The sequence below is a fragment of the Mitsuokella apri genome, from assembly GCF_051886055.1.
In the GTDB taxonomy this organism is placed as follows: Bacteria; Bacillota; Negativicutes; order Selenomonadales; family Selenomonadaceae; genus Mitsuokella.
In genome coordinates this window covers 1-19,028 of the sequence record NZ_JBJEXT010000051.1, presented here as the reverse complement: position 1 = coordinate 19,028, position 19,028 = coordinate 1, and the positions used below count along the sequence as shown (strand labels likewise).

The 19,028-nt window shown below is 53.8% G+C and carries 18 protein-coding genes; 17 read left to right on the top strand and 1 reads right to left on the bottom strand.

Translation table 11 applies throughout. The features are described from left to right. Positions 1 to 7 precede the first annotated feature (7 nt). The 3 genes from gyrB (at position 8) to htpX (ending at position 3,940) form a co-directional block, all read left to right on the top strand. A complete protein-coding gene (gene gyrB, locus ACI4OH_RS07890; protein ID WP_435721660.1) occupies positions 8 to 2,065 on the top strand; it encodes a DNA topoisomerase (ATP-hydrolyzing) subunit B in 2,058 nt (685 codons plus the stop codon). Positions 2,066 to 2,339: 274 nt separating this feature from the next. Beyond that, the gene (locus ACI4OH_RS07885) at positions 2,340 to 3,041 is read left to right on the top strand and encodes a YjbE family putative metal transport protein (protein WP_432648353.1); all 702 of its coding nucleotides are present in this window, start codon (positions 2,340 to 2,342) and stop codon (positions 3,039 to 3,041) included. Positions 3,042 to 3,085: 44 nt separating this feature from the next. Further along, entirely contained in the window at positions 3,086 to 3,940 is an 855-nt protein-coding gene (gene htpX, locus ACI4OH_RS07880) for a zinc metalloprotease HtpX (protein WP_432648354.1), read from the top strand. 55 nt (positions 3,941 to 3,995) lie between these two features. Here the strand turns inward: htpX and ACI4OH_RS07875 are convergent, their stop codons facing one another. Beyond that, positions 3,996 to 4,640, bottom strand: coding sequence for a prepilin peptidase (locus tag ACI4OH_RS07875; protein WP_435721659.1), 645 nt, complete (start codon positions 4,638 to 4,640; stop codon positions 3,996 to 3,998). 214 nt (positions 4,641 to 4,854) lie between these two features. Between ACI4OH_RS07875 and cpaB the strand changes: the two genes are divergently transcribed. The 14 genes from cpaB to ACI4OH_RS07805 all read left to right on the top strand — a co-directional run. Continuing rightward, a complete protein-coding gene (cpaB, locus tag ACI4OH_RS07870; protein ID WP_435721658.1) occupies positions 4,855 to 5,916 on the top strand; it encodes a Flp pilus assembly protein CpaB in 1,062 nt (353 codons plus the stop codon). Beyond that, positions 5,913 to 7,532, top strand: coding sequence for a type II and III secretion system protein family protein (locus tag ACI4OH_RS07865; protein ID WP_435721657.1), 1,620 nt, complete (start codon positions 5,913 to 5,915; stop codon positions 7,530 to 7,532). The genes cpaB and ACI4OH_RS07865 overlap by 4 nt, the downstream gene beginning before the upstream one ends. Positions 7,533 to 7,593: 61 nt before the next feature. Beyond that, positions 7,594 to 8,430, top strand: coding sequence for a CpaE/TadZ family protein (locus ACI4OH_RS07860; RefSeq protein ID WP_435721656.1), 837 nt, complete (start codon positions 7,594 to 7,596; stop codon positions 8,428 to 8,430). 37 nt (positions 8,431 to 8,467) lie between these two features. Continuing rightward, positions 8,468 to 9,598 (top strand): CpaE/TadZ family protein, encoded by a 1,131-nt coding sequence (locus ACI4OH_RS07855; protein ID WP_435721655.1) that lies wholly within the window; start codon positions 8,468 to 8,470, stop codon positions 9,596 to 9,598. Then, on the top strand, positions 9,595 to 10,557 hold the full coding sequence (locus ACI4OH_RS07850) for a type II secretion system F family protein (protein ID WP_439784549.1): 963 nt from the start codon (positions 9,595 to 9,597) through the stop codon (positions 10,555 to 10,557). The genes ACI4OH_RS07855 and ACI4OH_RS07850 overlap by 4 nt, the downstream gene beginning before the upstream one ends. Positions 10,558 to 10,628: 71 nt before the next feature. After that, positions 10,629 to 10,826: a pilin protein gene (locus ACI4OH_RS07845; RefSeq protein WP_439784548.1), complete on the top strand. Its 198-nt coding sequence runs from the start codon at positions 10,629 to 10,631 to the stop codon at positions 10,824 to 10,826. A 27-nt stretch (positions 10,827 to 10,853) separates the two neighbouring features. Next, positions 10,854 to 11,297 carry a TadE/TadG family type IV pilus assembly protein gene (locus tag ACI4OH_RS07840; protein WP_439784547.1) on the top strand — a complete coding sequence of 148 codons (444 nt, stop codon included), beginning with the start codon at positions 10,854 to 10,856 and terminating at the stop codon, positions 11,295 to 11,297. 57 nt (positions 11,298 to 11,354) lie between these two features. Then, positions 11,355 to 12,761 (top strand): TadA family conjugal transfer-associated ATPase, encoded by a 1,407-nt coding sequence (locus ACI4OH_RS07835; RefSeq protein WP_439784546.1) that lies wholly within the window; start codon positions 11,355 to 11,357, stop codon positions 12,759 to 12,761. Next, positions 12,761 to 13,711, top strand: a complete 951-nt coding sequence (locus tag ACI4OH_RS07830) for a type II secretion system F family protein (protein ID WP_432648037.1) — start codon at positions 12,761 to 12,763, stop codon at positions 13,709 to 13,711. The genes ACI4OH_RS07835 and ACI4OH_RS07830 overlap by 1 nt, the downstream gene beginning before the upstream one ends. Positions 13,712 to 13,738: 27 nt before the next feature. Further along, on the top strand, positions 13,739 to 14,068 hold the full coding sequence (locus tag ACI4OH_RS07825) for a DUF192 domain-containing protein (protein ID WP_439784545.1): 330 nt from the start codon (positions 13,739 to 13,741) through the stop codon (positions 14,066 to 14,068). Positions 14,069 to 14,302: 234 nt separating this feature from the next. Next, positions 14,303 to 15,910, top strand: a complete 1,608-nt coding sequence (locus ACI4OH_RS07820; RefSeq protein ID WP_439784544.1) for a Tad domain-containing protein — start codon at positions 14,303 to 14,305, stop codon at positions 15,908 to 15,910. A 373-nt stretch (positions 15,911 to 16,283) separates the two neighbouring features. Next, on the top strand, positions 16,284 to 17,279 hold the full coding sequence (locus tag ACI4OH_RS07815; RefSeq protein ID WP_432647221.1) for a pyridoxal-phosphate dependent enzyme: 996 nt from the start codon (positions 16,284 to 16,286) through the stop codon (positions 17,277 to 17,279). Positions 17,280 to 17,312: 33 nt separating this feature from the next. Further along, positions 17,313 to 18,221 carry a Ppx/GppA phosphatase family protein gene (locus tag ACI4OH_RS07810; RefSeq protein WP_439784543.1) on the top strand — a complete coding sequence of 303 codons (909 nt, stop codon included), beginning with the start codon at positions 17,313 to 17,315 and terminating at the stop codon, positions 18,219 to 18,221. Positions 18,222 to 18,406: 185 nt separating this feature from the next. Beyond that, positions 18,407 to 19,028, top strand: a 622-nt coding sequence (locus ACI4OH_RS07805) for a DNA gyrase subunit A (RefSeq protein ID WP_439784557.1), incomplete at its 3' end; no start/stop codon positions are given.

The following is a 19,028-nucleotide window of genomic DNA, read 5'->3' as shown; positions in this document are numbered from 1 at the left end:
AGTTTTTATGGCAAACGATAACGATAAGAAATCCATCGACCTGACGTTGACGCCGGATGATCAGCCGGAGACTGCACCGGAACCGCAGGAAGATCTTACGGATAAAGACCTCGATACGACGGGCGTCGAAATTCATACGGATGAGTCGAGTGCAGAAGTCACGGCGGTCAAGGCGGATTATGGTGCCGAACAGATCCAGATTCTCGAGGGCCTCGAGGCTGTCCGCATGCGTCCGGGCATGTACATCGGCAGCACGAGTGAGCGCGGCCTGCATCATCTCGTTTATGAGGTCGTCGACAACTCCATCGATGAGGCCCTGGCCGGCTACTGCGACCATATTGACGTGACCATTCATAAGGACAACAGCATCACGGTCGTCGATAACGGCCGCGGTATCCCTGTTGACATGCATGAAAGCGGCAAACCGGCTGTTGAGGTCGTTTTGACGGTCCTGCATGCGGGCGGCAAGTTCGGCGGCGACGGCTACAAGGTCTCGGGCGGCCTGCATGGTGTCGGTGTCTCCGTTGTCAATGCCCTGTCGACGAGCATGGAAGTCGAAGTCAAGCGCGGGGGCAAAGTTTACGAAATCGAATTCCAGCGCGGCGTGACGACGAAACCGCTGCATGTCATCGGCACGACGGACAAGACGGGCACGCGCGTTCATTTTGTACCGGACCCGGAGATTTTCTCCGTCACGACGTACAGCTATGAGACGCTGCGCCATCGCCTGCGCGAGCTCTCGTTCCTCAATCACGGCATCACGATCGGCCTGCACGATGAACGCGTCGAGCCGGTGCGCAGCGAGACGTTCCACTTCGACGGAGGCATCAGCTCGTTTGTCGAGCATCTCAACCGCAAGAAGGAAACGCTGAATCCGGAGCCGATTTACTTCAACGGTGTCAAGGATGATACGGTCGTTGAGATTGCCATGCAGTACAATGACAGCTATCAGGAGAATATCTACTCCTTTGTCAACAACATCAACACGGAAGAGGGCGGCACGCACCTCGCCGGCTTCAAGCTCGCCCTGACGCGCGCGGCCAATGATTTTGCGCGCAAGAACGGCATCCTGAAGGACAAAGACGCCAATCTCTCGGGCGATGATGTACGCGAGGGCCTGACGGCCGTCATCAGCCTCAAAATACGCGAGCCGCAGTTTGAAGGCCAGACGAAGACGAAACTCGGCAACTCCGAAGTTCGCGGCATTGTCGATTCGATTGTCACGGAAGGTCTTTCCGAGTATTTCGATGAAAATCCGGTCATCACGAAGCGCATCATCGAAAAGGCCATCATGGCTTCGCGTGCGCGTGAAGCCGCCCGCAAGGCCCGCGAACTCACGCGCCGCAAGAATGCCCTCGAGGTCTCGAGCCTGCCGGGCAAACTCGCCGACTGCTCCGTCAAGGACCCGGAACAGGCCGAAATCTACCTCGTCGAGGGTGATTCCGCAGGCGGCTCGGCCAAGCAGGGCCGCGACCGCCGCTTCCAGGCCATCCTGCCGCTGCGCGGCAAGATCCTCAACGTCGAGAAAGCACGTCTCGACAAGATCTTCGCCAACGCCGAGATCCGCACGATGATCACGGCCTTCGGCACGGGCATCAGCGAGGATTTCGACCTCTCGAAGCGCCGCTACGGCAAGATCATCATCATGACCGATGCCGATGTCGACGGCGCCCATATCCGCACGCTGCTCCTGACCTTCCTCTACCGCTACATGAAGCCTCTTATCGAGCACGGCCATGTCTACATCGCCCAGCCGCCTCTCTATCAGATCCGCAAGGGCAAGAAGCATTGGTACACCTACAGCGATGACGAACTCTCGCGCAAGCTTGACGAAGTCGGCCGTGACGGCGTGACGGTCCAGCGCTACAAAGGTCTCGGCGAGATGAATCCGGAACAGCTCTGGGAGACGACGATGGACCCTGAAGGCCGCACGATGCTGCGCGTCGAGATGGAAGATGCCGAAGAAGCCGATGAGCTCTTCACCATCCTCATGGGCGACAAGGTTGAGCCGCGCCGCCAGTTCATCGAGGAGAACGCCAAACTCGTCCGCAACCTCGATATCTGATTTTTTGACTTTTCTATTGCGAAATGCACGGATTTGTGCTATATTGAGCATACAAGATACGTAGATACTTCAACTTCCAACAGGGGGAGTAGCTGAACGGCCAGTATCGTCAGTACGGAGAAATCCCGGTACGGCCGGCGCGAGCAAGCAAGACCCTGCCCTATCTGCCCTTGGCTTTTCTAAGCATCAGGGCGTTAGGGCAGGGTTTTTCGTATATCTTGTAGAAATCTTAAGCATGGGAAAATATTTGGGGAACGATTGGGAAGTGAAATAAGTGGAAAATTTCTTTGCAGGGATGTTCTCGCCGGAGTGGCTCGCCGCTCTTTCCGGCATCCTGCTCCTCGATTTGCTGCTGTCAGGCGATAATGCCATCATGATTGCCCTGGCCTGCAAAAATCTGCCGCAAAATCTTCGCCGCAAGGCCATCATCGTCGGCGGACTCGGCGCCGTCTTTGTGCGCATTGTCTGCACGCTTTTTGCAACGGGGCTTTTAGCCTCGCCTTACATTGAATTTGTGGGCGGCGCGGCCCTGGTCTTCATTGCCATCAAGCTCGTGACAGACCATAACGACGGGCGCATCGAGGAAAATGGCAAAAAGCCGACATCGTTTGGCGAGGCCGTGCGCACCATCCTCATTGCCGACTTCATCATGAGCATCGACAACATCCTGTCGCTTGCAGGTCTTGCCAACACCGTGCCGGAGGGCAAATGGAGCCTCATTATCTGCGGCCTGATGATTTCCATCCCCATCGTACTGTTTGGCGCCCAGATTTTCCTCATGATCATGCTCAAGGTACCGGCCCTGATCTATCTTGGCGCCGGCATCCTCGGCTGGACGGCCGGCGAGCTCATGACGGAAGACCCCGCTCTCGGCTCTTACCTCGCCCCGTATGCTTTCGAAATCAAAGTCATATTTGTGCTGCTGGTACTCGGCCTCGGCTATTTCATCAACCGCCGCCGGGAAGCTGCAAAATAAGTAAAAGATATCCTGAAATATCCTTAGGAGGGATTATCATGAATATGAATAATATCAAAACCGTGATGCTCATGGTGCTCATGGCCGTCATCATGATGCTGATTGGCGGTCTCGTGGGCGGCCGCACGGGCCTGACGGTCATGCTGTTCTTCGCTTTGGCCATGAACGCCTTCAGCTATTGGTGCAGCGATTCTCTCGTCCTCAAATGGAGCGGTGCGCAGGAAATCACGCGCGACCAGGCACCGCAGCTCTACGGCCTCATCGAAAGCCTCGCCCAGCGCGACAATCTGCCGATGCCGAAAGTCTGCATCATCGATGCGGACGAGCCAAACGCCTTTGCGACGGGCCGCAGCCCTGAGCACGCTGCCGTCGCCGTCACCACGGGCATCATGCGCGTTCTCGACTACAATGAGCTTGCAGGCGTTCTGAGCCACGAGCTCTCCCATGTCAAGAACCGCGATATCCTGACGTCGACCATCGCCTCGATGATGGCCACGGTCATTTCCTATGCCGCTCAGTTCTTCATGTTCTTTGGTGGTTCGAGCGACGATGACGATGTCAATCCGATTGCTGCCGTCGCCATGATGCTCCTTGCACCGCTTGCGGCCAGCATCATCCAGATGGCCATTTCGCGTTCGCGCGAGTACGAGGCCGATAAAGACGGCGGCGCCCTCTGCGGCAACCCGAACTACCTCGCGGATGCCCTCGAAAAAATCGAGTACTACGTGACGCATTCGGCACCTCTGCCGGAGGCCAGACCGGCCACGGCCAATATGTACATCGTCAATCCCTTTGAAGGCACGGGCAAGGCCCTCATGAAGCTCTTCAGCACCCATCCGGACACGGCTGACCGCATTGCCCGCCTGCGCGAACAGGCCCGCGAAATGCGCGTGCGCTGATTCCGGGCAATAAAAAAAGAAGCACTTTCCCTGAGGGAGTGCTTCTTTTTTTGTCTTAAAGCAGTGTAAACACCAAGGCGCTTATCGTGAAGTAAGGGCCGTAGGCGAAAAAATCTCCTTTTTTGCGCTTGCCCGTGGCGAGCATCAGGAGAGCCGCGATGCCGCCCATGACGATGCCGGCAATGACGACGGTCATGAGCATGTCCGTGCCGAGCCAGATGCCGAGGGCGGCGATGAGCTTGACGTCGCCGCCGCCGATGCCGCCTTTGGTGATGACGGCGAGGGCGAGAAAGACGAGGCCGCCGACGACTGCGGCTTCGATGTGGTCAGTCGGCACGCGCTCGAGCACGGGGATGGAAATGGCCCCGATGATGACAAAGGGAAGCAGCATTTTGTCAAAAATCACGCGCTGCTCGAGATCCGTCCACGTGTAGAGCAGCAGGAAATACTGGAAGACCATGAGAAAGCCCACGCGCAGCGGATGCATGGAATGCAGAGTTAAGAGCGTGAAACAGAAGAGAAAGCCCAGAACGGCGCCAAGACGCAGCGGCCTTTTCTTATGCTGCTCCTCTGCGCGGTCCGGAAAACTCAGGACACCTTCTGCCGCTTTTTGGTACGAATACGCAATCCAGCGGCTGCCGAGCAGGCCGCCTCCGACTGCGAGCAAAATCGACAAAAGGCATTTCATTATTACGAACATAATAAAACCCCCTAATTTTACTATGCAAAACGATTCTTTCCTTATCCTAGCAAAAACAGGGAAAATCGTCAAAAATTCTAAAACAAAATGGTATGAACTATGATATACTTAAGTTAGCCAGAACACTTTGTAATAAATATCTGCCAAAATCTACTACAAGACACGTAAAGATTTTCGTTTTGATGCAGAAGTAAAAAGATAAAGGAATGACAATATGGTCAACCCAGCGCAATTCAAGGAAAAGCTCCGCGAATTCCTAGACAAAATCACATATCGTCAATGGGTGGCGGCGGCAGCCGTCGTCAGCTGTCTCTTAGGGCTTATGGTGTATTTCGCCATTTCGGGGTCCGATGAAAAGCCTCAGGAGCAGCCTAAGACGAATCTCGTGCAGGTCGTCGCCGCCAAGCAGGATATCCCGGAACGCACTGTCGTCAAGGAGGATATGCTCAAGGTCGTCGAGGTTCCGAGTGACCTCGTGCCGGAAGGGGCGTTCCGCGACGTGGAAGACGCCGTGGACCATCCGACGAGCACGGCCATCCAGCAGGGCGACATCATGACCTCGCGCAAGGTTTACGTCGATATCCGCATGGCGGGCTTCACGGGCGTGATTCCCTCGGACTGCCGCGCCGTGACCATCCCCATTTCGGATGTGACCGGCGTCTCGGGCTTCGCGCATCCGGGTGACTACGTCGACATCATGCTCATCACGGGCACGAAGGAAAATGGCATGCAGGGACGCCTGATTCTCCAGAATGTCCTGCTGCTTGCCATCAACAGGACGTCGAATCTCTCGAATGTCCCCGCGGGCGACTCGGGCTCCGATAAGAGTTCCGACAGCTCCAAAGACTCAAAAGACAGTTCCTCGCAGAATGTCAATACAAAGCCGGCATCTGAGGGCATGGCCACGGCTACTGTAGCCCTGAAGCCTGCCGACGTGCTGAAACTCGCCGTGGCTTCGCAGGAAGGCACTTTGTACCTCGACCTGCGTCCTTTCAAGCCGCGCGATATGTACACATTTGATACAGACTATGCCGGCATCCCGCAGGCCACGAATCAGTCGCAGTCAGCGGCCAATGAAGCTCCGGCACCGTCACAGGCCCCTGCTCCGCAGCAGTCCTACAGTGCGCCGGCAGCTCTTACGCCGAGCCCGTCTCCGGCACCGAGCTACAATAGCTCCGGTTCTGCGGGCGGCGGCTCCTCGGGCTCTGTCCCAAGTCTCGGGCGGACGATTGAAGTCATCCGCGGTGTAACATCGACGAGGGAGGGTGTCCAATGAGAAAAGCCTTTTTGAGCCTCGCTGTCAGTACAGTCGCAGCAGCGGCCGTCTTCTCCCCTGCCCCCGCCTTCGCGCAGTTCACGCCGGTCTCCGTCGACCTCAACCAGTCGTATTATCTCAACACGGGGCGCAATATCACGCGCGTGGCCATTGCCAATCCGAAAATCGCCGATGTCAGCCTGCTTGACGGCACGTCCCTGAACGTTATCGGCATTTCGCCGGGCACGACGACCCTCAATGTCTGGGCGTCAAACGGCTATCGCTATGAATACCGCATCACGGTTTCGAATCAGGATTCGGGCCTTGCCAAGCTTGTGCAGGAGGCCATCGGACTGCCGGAGGTGCGCGTGCAGATGATCGGGGGCAAGATTTTGCTGCGCGGCAGCGTCAAGAACCAGTACGAGCGCGACCTTGCCTATAAAATCGCCAAGATGTACGCGCAGACGGGCGGCAGCAGCGGGAAAGCCGAAAATGCGACAGAGGGAGCCGTGAATCTGCGCGGCGATATCGATGATTCTGTCGTCAACATGCTCGAGATGACCAATCCCGACCAGATCAACATCGAGGCCATGTTTGTCGAGATTAACTCCAACGATGCCAAGAACCTCGGCCTCAACTACGTTTCGCAGGACCTCAGCGATACGAGCGACAGCGGTATCACGATGAATGACGCGGGCTCATATTATGCCGGTGAAACCTACGGCACGCAGCGCGATGCCGGCCATCACTGGTACAATCAGAACTGGCTCTTCACCCATTTCTCGAAAATTAATATGCAGATTCACGCGCTCATCGAAAATGGCAGGGCCCGCATCGTCTCGCGTCCGAACATCACGACGATGAGCGGCCGCGATGCCAAAATCCTCATCGGCGGCGAAATCCCCTATTCGACCTCAAACAGCTTCGGCTCGACGACGACCGAATACAGGGAATACGGCATCGGCCTTGACCTGCATGCCCCGACTGTCGACCAGGATGGCAACATCACGACGGAGCTTGAGACGCAGGTCAGCCGACTCGACTGGTCCAATGCCGTGACGAAAGACGGCTACCGCATGCCGGGCATCGCGACGCGCTCGGCCAAGACAACGGTCAACATCCCTTCGGGCATGACGATGGTCATTGGCGGCCTGCTGAACTCCGAGGAAGCCAAGACGCTGCAGAAAGTGCCGTTCTTTGGCAATCTGCCGCTTATCGGCGAACTCTTCCGCTATCATAACAATTCACATCAGAAATCCGAGATTGTTGTGCTCATCACGCCGCGCGTGGTCAACGAGGAAACGCCGGCGCGCATGTCGCCTGACATGGAGGATACCTACAATGCCAGCCGCCGCGAGGTGCGCGACATGAAGCAGGTTGACGTCAACGGCGATATCCCCGAGAAGTCCAATGAAGAACTCGCGAAGGAGAAAAAAGTCGCCGAGAAGGCCCAGAAAAAGGCACAGAGAGCTCAGAAGCAGCAGTCCGCTGCCCCCTCTGCTTCGTCTAAGGCTGTTCTTCCCGCAGCGAATGGCGATGACATGGACGCAGGGGCTGAGGAAGCCGCCCGCACCGAGCTGCCGGGCGACCGCATCAAGGCTTCAGCCAAAGCCATCCTCGGCCGCATGGATAAATAATAAATAGATTAAATAAATATCTCGATACTCGATAGATGAAAGCAGCAAAGGAAGTGATGGTATGGCAGAAATGACGCAGGCAGCGCCTGCCAATGGCATTGTCATCACCTTTTTCAGCACGGCTTCGGCCGTCGGCAAGACACTCGTGGCCTGCAACATGGCCTCAGAGCTCGCGCGCGAGGGCTACCGCGTCTGTCTCGTTGATTTTGACCTGCAGTTCGGCGATGTCTGCAACTACCTGAAGCTCGAGCCCCTACGTACGCTGGCCGATGTTCAGCGCACGATGCAGGTCGAGGGCGATTCGTGCCGCGTGCAGGATTTCCTGACACCGTACGAACATGGCGGCGTGCATTTTTCCGTGCTGGCCTCACCGACGAAGCTCGAGGAGGCCTACAATATCCATCATGACTACGCCGTGAGGGCCGTGCGCAAGCTCCAGCAGAGCTTCGACTACATCCTCATTGACATGACCTCGATGTTCAGCACGCTGAATCTCGCGATGCTCGACCTCTCGACCATCGTGACCTTCCTCGGCATTGTGGATTTCATACCGACGATAAAAAATATGAAAATAGGTATGGACACATTGAAAACTCTCAACTATGATAAGAACAAGATAAGACTTGTCCTCAACCGCAGCGACTCAAAAACGCGCATCGGCCTTGCCGATGTACAGAAGCTGCTCGGAGAACCGTTTTATCACGTTCTGCCCAATGACTTCCGGGCGGCGAGCGACTCCATCCGCGACGGCGTCCCTTTGGTCCTTGCACCAAAACAAACTGCTTTAGGCGAGGCCCTGAAGGAGCTCGTAGCCCGCTACACCAATCACAGCAGCACGCCTGCCGAAGCCGAAGAAAAACAGCAGGAGTCCTCGTGGCTCAGCCGTCTCTTCAGCTAATCCGTAAAAAAAGATCCAGAGAAAGGGGGTCCTGCCAATGTATCGTGTCATGATGGTTGAGAAAGACCGCCTAATGCTCGAAAAGCTCACGGCCGTCATCGACCGCACGCCGGGCTTTGCCATGGCTGCGCGCTACCAGAGCACGAACGATGCCATCGGACAGGGCCGCATGTTCGACCCGAACCTCATTCTGCTGGATATTGACCACGCAGATGCCGTGCCCCTGATCGAGGCCTTCCACAAGGCTTATCCGCAGGCCGACATCCTCTGTATGGCCGAGGAATGGCGCCCCGAGAGCGCGACACACCTCATAGCGGCGGGCGCGCGCGGCTGTCTCGTCAAGCCTTTTACGGGTGTGGAGCTGCAGGAGGCTGTGCGCGAATTTGCCAAGGCCGGCATGGAGCAGAACTGCGAGACTTTGGTCTTCTTCAGTCCGAAGGGCAAGAGCGGCAAAACGACGCTGATTGCCAATCTCGCGGGGGCTCTTGCCCGCCGCACGCATGAACAGGTCGGCATCATCGACGCGGATTTGCAGTTCGGCGACATGGCCGTTTTCTTCAATCTGCAGCCAAAATCGACGATTGTCGAGGCCGCCCGCGACATCCGCTTTTTGTCGCCGGTCACGCTCAAGCGCTATTTCGTGCCGGTATCCGAGCGCGTCCATGTGCTCTGCGGCACGACGAGGCCAAATTACATCGACAAAGTCTCGATTCCGCAGCTTGAAGGCATCATCCGCATGGCACAAGGGCTCTTTCGGTATCTCCTCATCGACGTACCGCAGGGCTTCAACCCGACTTCGATTGCCGCTGCGGAGGATTCGACCGTGACGTACCTTTGCGCGATGATCAACGGCGCTTACGAGCTCGACCATATGCGCAAGGCCATTGAGATCTTCAAGGACTGGGACGACGTCGAAAAGCGCGCCAAAGTCATCTTCACGCGCGTCTCGCCGTGTACCGAGGAAAAAAGGCGCGAACTTGAGACAAAACTCGGCTATCCGGTCGCGGCCATCATCCCGAATGAATACCTCGCCGTCTCAAAGGCCGCGGATGACGGCCAGATGGCGACGGAGATTGCGCCCGACAGTCCGCTTTCAAGGAGTGTCGACAAAATCGTGGACCATCTCGTCAGCCATCAGGCGCCGATGGCCCATAGGTGGCTGTCATGAGCGCGCTGCTGGCCGTGCTCGTCACGGCAATGTGCTTCTTCCTGCTCGTCATGCTGCTCTCCATCCGTTCGCGTGAAGACCGCGTCATCACGGAGCGCCTGAGCTCTCTTGCCGAAGCACCGGGAGAAACCCGGCAGAGCCGGCAGGGCGGCGGCCTGAAGGCAATGATTCTAGGCCTCATCGAGGGCCTTGCCGCAGCAATCGGCAAAGTCCAGCGCGGGCGGCGCGTCGAACTCTGGATGCAGCAGGCCGACTGGCCCATACATGGCACAGAGTTTGAAGCCATCCTCGTGCTCTGGGGCCTTTTCATAGGCTTTATCACGTTCCTCGTGACGCTCAAGGCTTCGATGTTTTTCCTCGGTGCCCTCGCGGCCATCCTCCTGGGCTTTGCCCTGCTGGGACTGCGCATCCGCCGCCGCCGCAAAAAATTCACGAACCAGCTCGGCGATATGCTGACCATGGTCGCCAACGCCCTGCGCGCCGGCTTCAGCTTCATGCAGGCTTTCGAGCTCATCGCGCGGGAAATGGACGCTCCCATGGGCCGCGAAGTCCGGCTCGTCGTCAACGAAGTCAACCTCGGCAATACCCTGGAAACTGCACTCGACAACATGCAGAGAAGAGTCGCAAGTCCAGACTTTGAACTCGTCGTCACAGCCGTGCTCATACAGCGGCAGGTCGGCGGCGACCTTGCGCAGATTCTTGATACGATTGCAGAGACGATTGCAGAAAGAATAAGACTGCGCAGGGAGATTCTTTCGTTGACAGCACAGGGAAGATTTTCAGGAGTCATCTTGGCAATTCTGCCGTTTGCAATGGCAGGCATTCTCATGTTTATTGACCCGAATTATCTAAAACCATTGCTTGAAGAGGATATTGGACATATCTTCATCGGTGCAGCTATTGTATCCGAGCTGCTGGGAATATTCGTGATCAATCGCATCACAGATATTCGTTATTAATGATGTAAGCTTCTATACCTTTAGGAGTTACATATATATCCCAAAAAAGATTTATCTGAGGAGGAATTTTTATGTTGGAAATCATTAAATACTTAAATGCTCGTTATCTTGGCGAGAAAGCACAGGGCATTACGGAATATGCACTGCTTCTGCTCTTTGTTGTTGCTGTTGCTGTTGCTGTCTTGTTCGCTACAGATACGGGAACTAGTTTACAGAATGGTTTAACGTCTGCATTTAAAAAGGTCGTAAATCAGTTGACGTCTCGTTAATTTATTGCACTTTAGGAGGCAGAATTTATGAAATTCCAGAGAGGACAATCCATTGTGGAATTTGCATTGATTCTGCCTCTTTTTATGTTGATCCTTTGGGGGATTATCTATTTTGGTATGGCATTTGCTGATTATATTGCTTTGAATAATCTTGCGCGCAGCAGTGCTCGCGAAGCTAGTATTTCGACGGAGACACAGCCGTATACGAATGTCAAAAAAGTATATAGTCAGCAAGATTTACCAGCAAATCTTTATGAGTGGAATCCATCTGATATAAAGGATTTTAAGATAGAGGATGTATCGTCGACTAATGATTCAAATGTAAAAAACGTACAAGTTACAATTAATGCTCATTTGTCGACGGATCAAGACTCTTTAGCTCAGATTTTCCGCAATTTTTTAGGCGATGACAGCCTATTTGACATCAATATCCAATATACGATGTATAAGGAGCCGAATAGTAGCTCCTAATTTCTTTTGAAATCCATAGCATTTTTGCATTTTATAGACTTGATGAGGTGAGATACGATGTCTTTATTGACGCGCTTAGGTCGGGCGGCTGATGAGAACCGGCAGGTGAATATTTTTGGTTCGCGTGAAGAGAATCAGGATACGGCGGCGGAGCGTTCTTATCAGGAAATCAAGCAGCGTATCCACCAGCGCATTGTCGACGAGATGACGCCGGCCGAACAGGCGATGCTTTCTTCGGTCAATCAGGACCCGCATCAGGTCGAGACTTTGATTGCCGACTACTGTCAGCGTGTGCTGGACGAGAATCCGTTCTCCATCCCGCAGGGCGAGAAGCCGCGCCTGATTGCCGATATCCGCGACGAAGTCCTCGGCCTCGGACCGATTGAGGCCCTGCGCAAGGATGACTCCATTACCGAAATCATGGTCAATGGCCCGCGTCAGGTCTTTGTTGAGCGTATGGGCAAGCTCGAACTCACGGACGCGAAGTTTCACGATACGTCGCATTTGATGAACATCATCGAACGAATTTTGACGCCTCTTGGCCGCCGTGTCGATGAATCCTCGCCGCTCGTCGATGCCCGCCTTGAAGACGGCTCGCGTGTCAATATCATCATCCCGCCGCTGTCACTTGTCGGACCGTGCCTGACCATCCGCAAATTCTCGAAGACGCCGCTGAGCGTAGACAACCTCATTTCGTTTGGCACGATGGACGAGAAAATGGCGACATTCCTGCGTGCCTGTGTCAAGGCGCGCATCAACATCCTCGTTTCGGGCGGTACTGGCTCCGGTAAAACGACAACGCTGAACGTCATTTCCTCGTTCATCCCCGATGGCGAACGCATCGTGACGATCGAGGACGCTGCCGAGCTGCGTCTGCAGCAGCAGCACGTTGTGACTCTCGAGGCACGTCCGGCCAATCTCGAAGGCAAAGGTGCCATCACCATCCGCGACCTCGTGCGCAACGCCCTGCGTATGCGTCCGGACCGCATCATCGTCGGCGAGGTTCGTACGGGCGAGGCCCTCGACATGCTGCAGGCCATGAACACCGGCCACGACGGCTCCCTGACAACGGCCCATGCCAACAGTCCGCGCGATGTTCTCTCTCGTCTTGAGACCATGGTCATGATGTCCGGTCTGGAGCTGCCGGAGCGCGCCATCCGCGAGCAGATTTCGTCGGCTATTGACCTTGTTATTCATCAGGCCCGTCTGCGTGACGGCAGCCGCAAAATCACCTATATCACGGAAGTACAGAAAATGGAAGGCACGACCATTACAACGCAGGATATTTTCCGCTTCGAGCAGACCGGCTTTGACAACAACGGCAAAATCCTTGGCCGCTTCGTGCCGACCGGCCTGCAGCCGAGCTTCCTTGAGAAGTTCGAAATCAGCGGCATCAAGCTGCCCGAGGGCTTCTTTACACCGGAGGGCGGCAATGACATTGCCTTTACAGGAGGACGGTTCTGATGCTCAAAATTCTTTTTGTCCTCTCGCTTACCGCAATTATTTTTCTTCTTCTGTTCGGCCTGATTCGTCAGACCGTTCAGCCCAAATCGACCATCCGCAAGCGTATGGCGAGTCTGGAGACGGATACGGCCATAGATGAGCCGTTTCGTGCGCCCACAGCGCCGCAGCAGGGCCCTGACACACGCGGGCAGACAGCATCGGGCGCGGGCGGCGGCTTTAAGCAGGTCCTTGGCAGCCTGGCTGAGGCTCTGACACCAAGAAAACTGCGCCCTATTATCCAAAAGAGGCTCGTATTAGCCGGAAAGTCCCGTGAATGGGGCATTGCCGAGTTTTACGGCAGCTGCCTGTTGGGGGCTGTCATGATGTGGCTGTTTGGATTTGTACTGCTGCAGCATGCCCATTATGCCGTTGTGCAGAGAGCCATGATGATTTTCCTGCTGGGGCTGCTCGGCGGCCTGATGCCCGTCGTCTTCCTCAACACGACGATTGACAAAAGGCAGAGAAAGATTCAAAGCCAGCTTCCGCAGGTGCTCGACCTGCTCTGTGTCAGCGTGCAGGCTGGTCTTTCTTTCGATGCGTCTCTGTCAAAAATCACGGCCCGTATGAAAGGACCGCTTATTGACGAATTCCGCCGTTTGCAGGATGATATACGTATGGGCGTGGTGCGGCGTACTGCCATGCGCAGCATGGCCGACCGCTGCGGCGTCGAGGATGTTTCGCTCTTCATGACGTCTATCATTCAGGCCGAACGTCTCGGCACGAGCATGGGCAACACCCTTAAAAATCAGGCCGACAATATCCGTGAACGCCGCCGTCAGTACATTAAGGCCCAGGCAATGAAAGCTCCGGTAAAAATTGTTTTTCCGCTGGTGCTTTTCATTTTCCCAGCTATCTTCGTCGTGACACTCGTACCGAGCCTGTTATATCTGTTACAGAATCTTATGAAGTAGGGATTCAGCATGAGGATAAAGAATTTCTTGCTTGCCAATAAAAGGACAGCTCTGAAAGTTAAAATCGCGGATACATTCTGGACGCGTTTTGTCGGCTTGATGCTGCAAAAGCCTTTGCCGCCCGCGACAGGGCTGCTCATTACGCCGTGCAACAGCATTCATATGTGTTTTATGCGCTTCGCGATTGACGCCGTTTACCTCGACAAGCAGGGGAAAATCCTCAAAATCGTGCGGAACCTTCGTCCATGGCTCGGCGTCTCGGCCTGCTGGCAGGCTCACAGCACCCTCGAAATGACCGCCGGCGAAGCCGACTGGCTCGGGCTCGAAGTCGGGCAGACGCTGAAGGAAATCAAGTGACAAAATATGATTATGTAAAAGGCCTCTCTACGGTGACCAACCGCAGAGAGGCCTTTCTTGGTAGTGCAATGACTACGTTGATTTCCATCATTATTATAGCATGAGAGATATTTGCCGGCAAACACGGGCGTATCCTGCAAGGGAAGGTATGTAGAGTGTTTCTTATTGCGGCGAGGGCGGTGGATTGCTATAATTTAGGTAAAGCAAATCGTTTTTTGGAAAGAAGGGGCAGACATGAGCAGAGATCGCAAGGGACAAAGAGGCGCAATCCTTGTATTGACGGCGTTTCTGCTGCCTTTTATCATATTGTTCACAGGATTGGCCGTAGATGCTGGCAATGCTTATGTCCATCATAGCAAACTGCAGAATTCGGTGGATGCTGCGGCTTTGGCTGGTGGGTATAAGTACGCCGAAAAGAAAAGTCAGGCTGATACGAAAAGTAAAGTCGATGAATATATGAAGATCAATCAGGGAGAATCGTCCTACAGCATTGATAATATAGATTATAAGACTGGAACAGAAAAAGGCGTTACGGATATCACAGTCACGGCTTCGGAACAGATACCCATTTTTTTCCTTGGACCAGCCATGAAGCTTTTTCATGTCGATATTACGGATGAAGAAGCGGAAAACTGGAATATCAAGGCGACGGCAACTGTGAGAGTCAAAGAGGGAGGCAGCGATACAGTTCCGGATATACCGGATTCCATCTTTGATTACGCCATGATTGGTGGATATACCAATCCAGTAGATCCGAATCACAGTTATAATTATTTATGGGACAGTAGCTTTAACAGTCCTATAGAACAAGCAATGATGCTTAATACAGATCATGTTACCATTAAGGGACGTGTCCATTCCAATGGTCCGATATATTTACCTGTGCAGGATTCTAAAAATGGGACATATCCAATTTACGTAGAAAATTTCTCTTGTGCTGCCGATAAAGATGCTGATTTATGGTTAAATTATAAGGATAATTACGACGACCATTATCAAAAGCGTGATGGAGAGTATGGATTAGATAAACCAGAGGGCATAGCAGTAGGACATCAGAATGATGATAAAATCCCAGGAAATTCTGGTCCAAATCATGATATGAGCTGGCGTTTTTATGCACGATTTGGCACATTAGACCATCAGGATTATACGGCACAGGGGGCCCATTCTGATATCATTGATATATCCTTAGGTCGCTTTAGTACTATGACTAAGCCAGTGTTGGATTTTATAGAAAAATGCCGTAAGATGAGCTTTGCTGACCGAGAAAAAAATTATATTTATGTCGATACGGATGGAGATTATTCATCTTTATGGAGTAAGGGCCATACAGGTCCTACCTATCAATTAAATAGCTCTGCAAACAACAGTGTATATCCCGCAGTAACATGTGGTTCTTTTAAAATTGCAAATCAGCAGTATTATGAAGAACAGGGATGGGATGGAACTAAAAATGCAATGATAAAGAAATATGACATATGGCATAATGTCTATAAAATTGTTATTGTAGATGGTAATTTAGATATCAATATACCAGCAAATACCAGCCCTGCTAATGCATCAGATCATGCTATATTTATTTCTTTGCATGGTGATATTCATCTCCAGAATAATTCCCCATTTTATGGATATCTTTATGCACCTCAAGGGACAGTATTAATTGATGGTTCTCAGCCGGTTTATGGAAGTGTTGTAGCACAGTCTATAAGATTGACATCGTCCGTGGCGATTGAATATAGAAATTTCGGTATGAATGGCAATTCAAATGGTGGAAGTAATAATTCAGGTGGTTCCAGCGGAGGCAATACAAGCGGAAATGCCAGCGTTACCTTAATCAAGTAAGAACGTTCCACCCCTTCCGTATACCTTCCCCTGAGAGGAAGGTGTTGTTCGGGGAATCTGGAAATAAAAATAGCTGCGATGCAAAACCATCGCAGCTTTTTCAATACAAAAGCGGGAACTACCGAACGTTCCCGCTTTTGCCGCCTCTATACCTTCTGCCACCTACCACATACTAGATGTAGTAGGCCTCCCATGACTATATTACAACAAATGGGGGAGGATTTCAACAAACATTTTTGGTATTTTATAGAAATTTTCTCGGCGGGAGAGAGGGAACGGGCGGGCAGATGACGAATCTTTAAGAAAAGAACTCATTGGCCGTGAACGGCTGACGGCGCCTGAGGGACGCCGATTTGAGGAAGGGGACGATTTGATGTATTTCTATTGTGAAGCATGCAAAAAAGAATATCCATTGAATACACATTCGTACAAATGTGAGTGCGGGGGCATGTTCCGCCTGCACAAGGATCCGCATGAAGAGGGGGCAAAGGGCATTTCTCTTGGAGAGTTTGTGACGCCGCTGCTGCCGTATCAGGCAGGCAAGCTGGACTTTTTGCTCAAGATGGAGCATCTTTTGCCGACGGGGTCTTTCAAGGACCGCGGGGCGTACAGCCTCATCAATGAGCTGCACAATGTCGGCATCAAGAAGATCGCCCTGGACTCGTCGGGCAATGCCGGTGCGTCGATTGCGGCTTATGCAGCTGCGGCCGGCATGGACTGCACGGTCTATGTGCCGGATGATATCTCGCAGGAAAAAGTCAAGCAGATCGAGGCGTACGGCGCGAAGATTATCAAGGTGGCCAACGGCCGCATGAAGGCCTGCGCTGCCGTCAAGCAGAATCTCGGCGATGCCTACTATGCTTCGCATGTTTACAATCCGCTGTTCTTCGAGGGCATCAAGTCGATGGCGCATGAGCTTTACGAGCAGCTGGGCCACCATGTGCCGGATTACATTTTCATGCCGGTCGGCAATGGCACGATGCTCATCGGCCTGTTCCTCGGTTTCATGGAAATCGGCCGCCTGCCGCATTTTGTCGCCGTGCAGTCGTCGAAATGTGCGCCTCTCTATGAGGCGTTCCACGAGGTGCCGGCTTCGCCGAAGCGCGCGACGATTGCCGAGGCCATCCGCATCACGCAGCCAAAACGCCTGAAAGAGATGCTGCAGGCCGTCAAGGATTCGGGCGGTGATGTCATCACGGTGCAGGATAAGGATATTTTGAAGGCACAGAAGGAGCTCGCACATCACGGCATTTACGTCGAGATGACGTCGGCCGCAGCTCTTGCCGGTGCTGAGCAGTTCTTCGAAAACGGCAAGCCGGACAATTACAAGGTCGTCATCCCGCTGACGGGCAACGGCCTGAAGCGCTGAGCAAAAAAAGAAATCGGAATCAAGGGGAAGCTTATGTTATACGGAATGATTGATATCGGTTCGAACACGGTCCGCATGGCGATTTACCGCATTGAGGGCGCGCATGTCGAGATGCTCATGAAGAAAAAACATACCGTGGGGCTCGCGGCGTATCTTAAAGAAGGTGTCATGCAGCAGCAGGGCATCGACAAGGCCGTGGAAATCCTGCAGGAGTTCAAGGCATTTCTCCTGGCCTTTGATATCACGCATGTCGTGGCCTTTACGACGGCGGCGCTGCGCAATGCGAAGAACAGTCAGGCGGCGGTCGGCGAGATCGAGAGGCGCACGGGGCTGCCGATTCGCGTGATCACGGGCGATGAGGAGGCGACTTACGATTTCATTGGGGCCACGCATGACCTCAATGAGGACGCGGGCCTGCTTATCGACATCGGCGGCGCGAGCACGGAGATTGTCTCGTACAGTTCGGGCAAGATTCAGCAGAAAATCAGTCTGCCCATAGGCTCTTTGGCATTCCGTACGAAATACGTCCATGGCATGCTGCCGACAAAAGAGGAATGTCAGGCCATGCGCGAAGAGGCCGAGGCGACGATCCGCTCGGCCACGGCTTTTGCCGGCCTGCGCGAAGCCTCGATTGCCGGCATCGGCGGCACGTTCAAGGGGGCTGCTGCTCTTTACAATGCCCTTTTTGACAGGCCTCTTGACAATATGAAGATGGAGACGGACAAGATTCCTGAGATTATCCGGCGTTTTGACGGCGGCCACGGGCTCAGTGAGGATATGACGGCCATGCTGATGAAGACCGTGCCCGACCGCATCCATACGGTCATTCCGGGCCTCATCATCGCCGAGGTCCTCGCAGAGCGCTTCCACAGCAAGGTCATCACGTACAGCGATTCCGGCGTTCGCGAAGGGTATATCTATGCGGAAGTCCTGAACCGCTGAAATCGCGCTGCAAAAGTCCATCAGCCCTTATGATATGGGGGCTTGATGGACTTTTTGCGTCAGAAATGGTATAATTAAATGCTAAATGATTTTGCAGGAATTCAATTTTTTTGTTTTTTAGATTTTGAGGTGAGATTGTGGATTTTGGTCAGGGAAAAATCGTACCGGTCAATCTGGAACACGAGATGAAGAACTCGTACATCGATTATGCTATGAGTGTCATCGTTGCGCGTGCTCTTCCGGATGTCCGCGACGGTTTAAAACCAGTACACCGCCGCATCCTTTACGCGATGCAGGAAGCGGGCATGGGCTCGAACAAGCCTTACAAGAAATCGGCCCGTATCGTCGGTGAAGTCCTCGGTAAATATCATCCGCATGGCGATTCTTCTGTCTATGATGCCATCGTGCGCATGGCGCAGGATTTTTCGATGCGCTATATGCTCGCCGACGGCCACGGCAACTTCGGTTCGGTCGACGGCGACCCGGCCGCTGCCATGCGTTATACAGAGGTCCGCATGTCGAAAATCGCGGAGCTCATGCTGCAGGACATCGATAAGGATACGGTCGACTTCGCGCCGAACTATGATGAATCCTTGAAGGAGCCGACGGTGCTGCCGGCAAAATTCCCGCAGCTGCTCGTCAACGGCACGTCGGGCATCGCTGTCGGCATGGCGACGAACATCCCGCCGCACAATATGTGCGAGGTCATCGACGGCACGCTGATGCTCATCGACCATCCGGACGCCACGGTCGAGGACCTCATGAAGGTCATCAAGGGACCGGATTTCCCGACGGCCGGCCTGATTC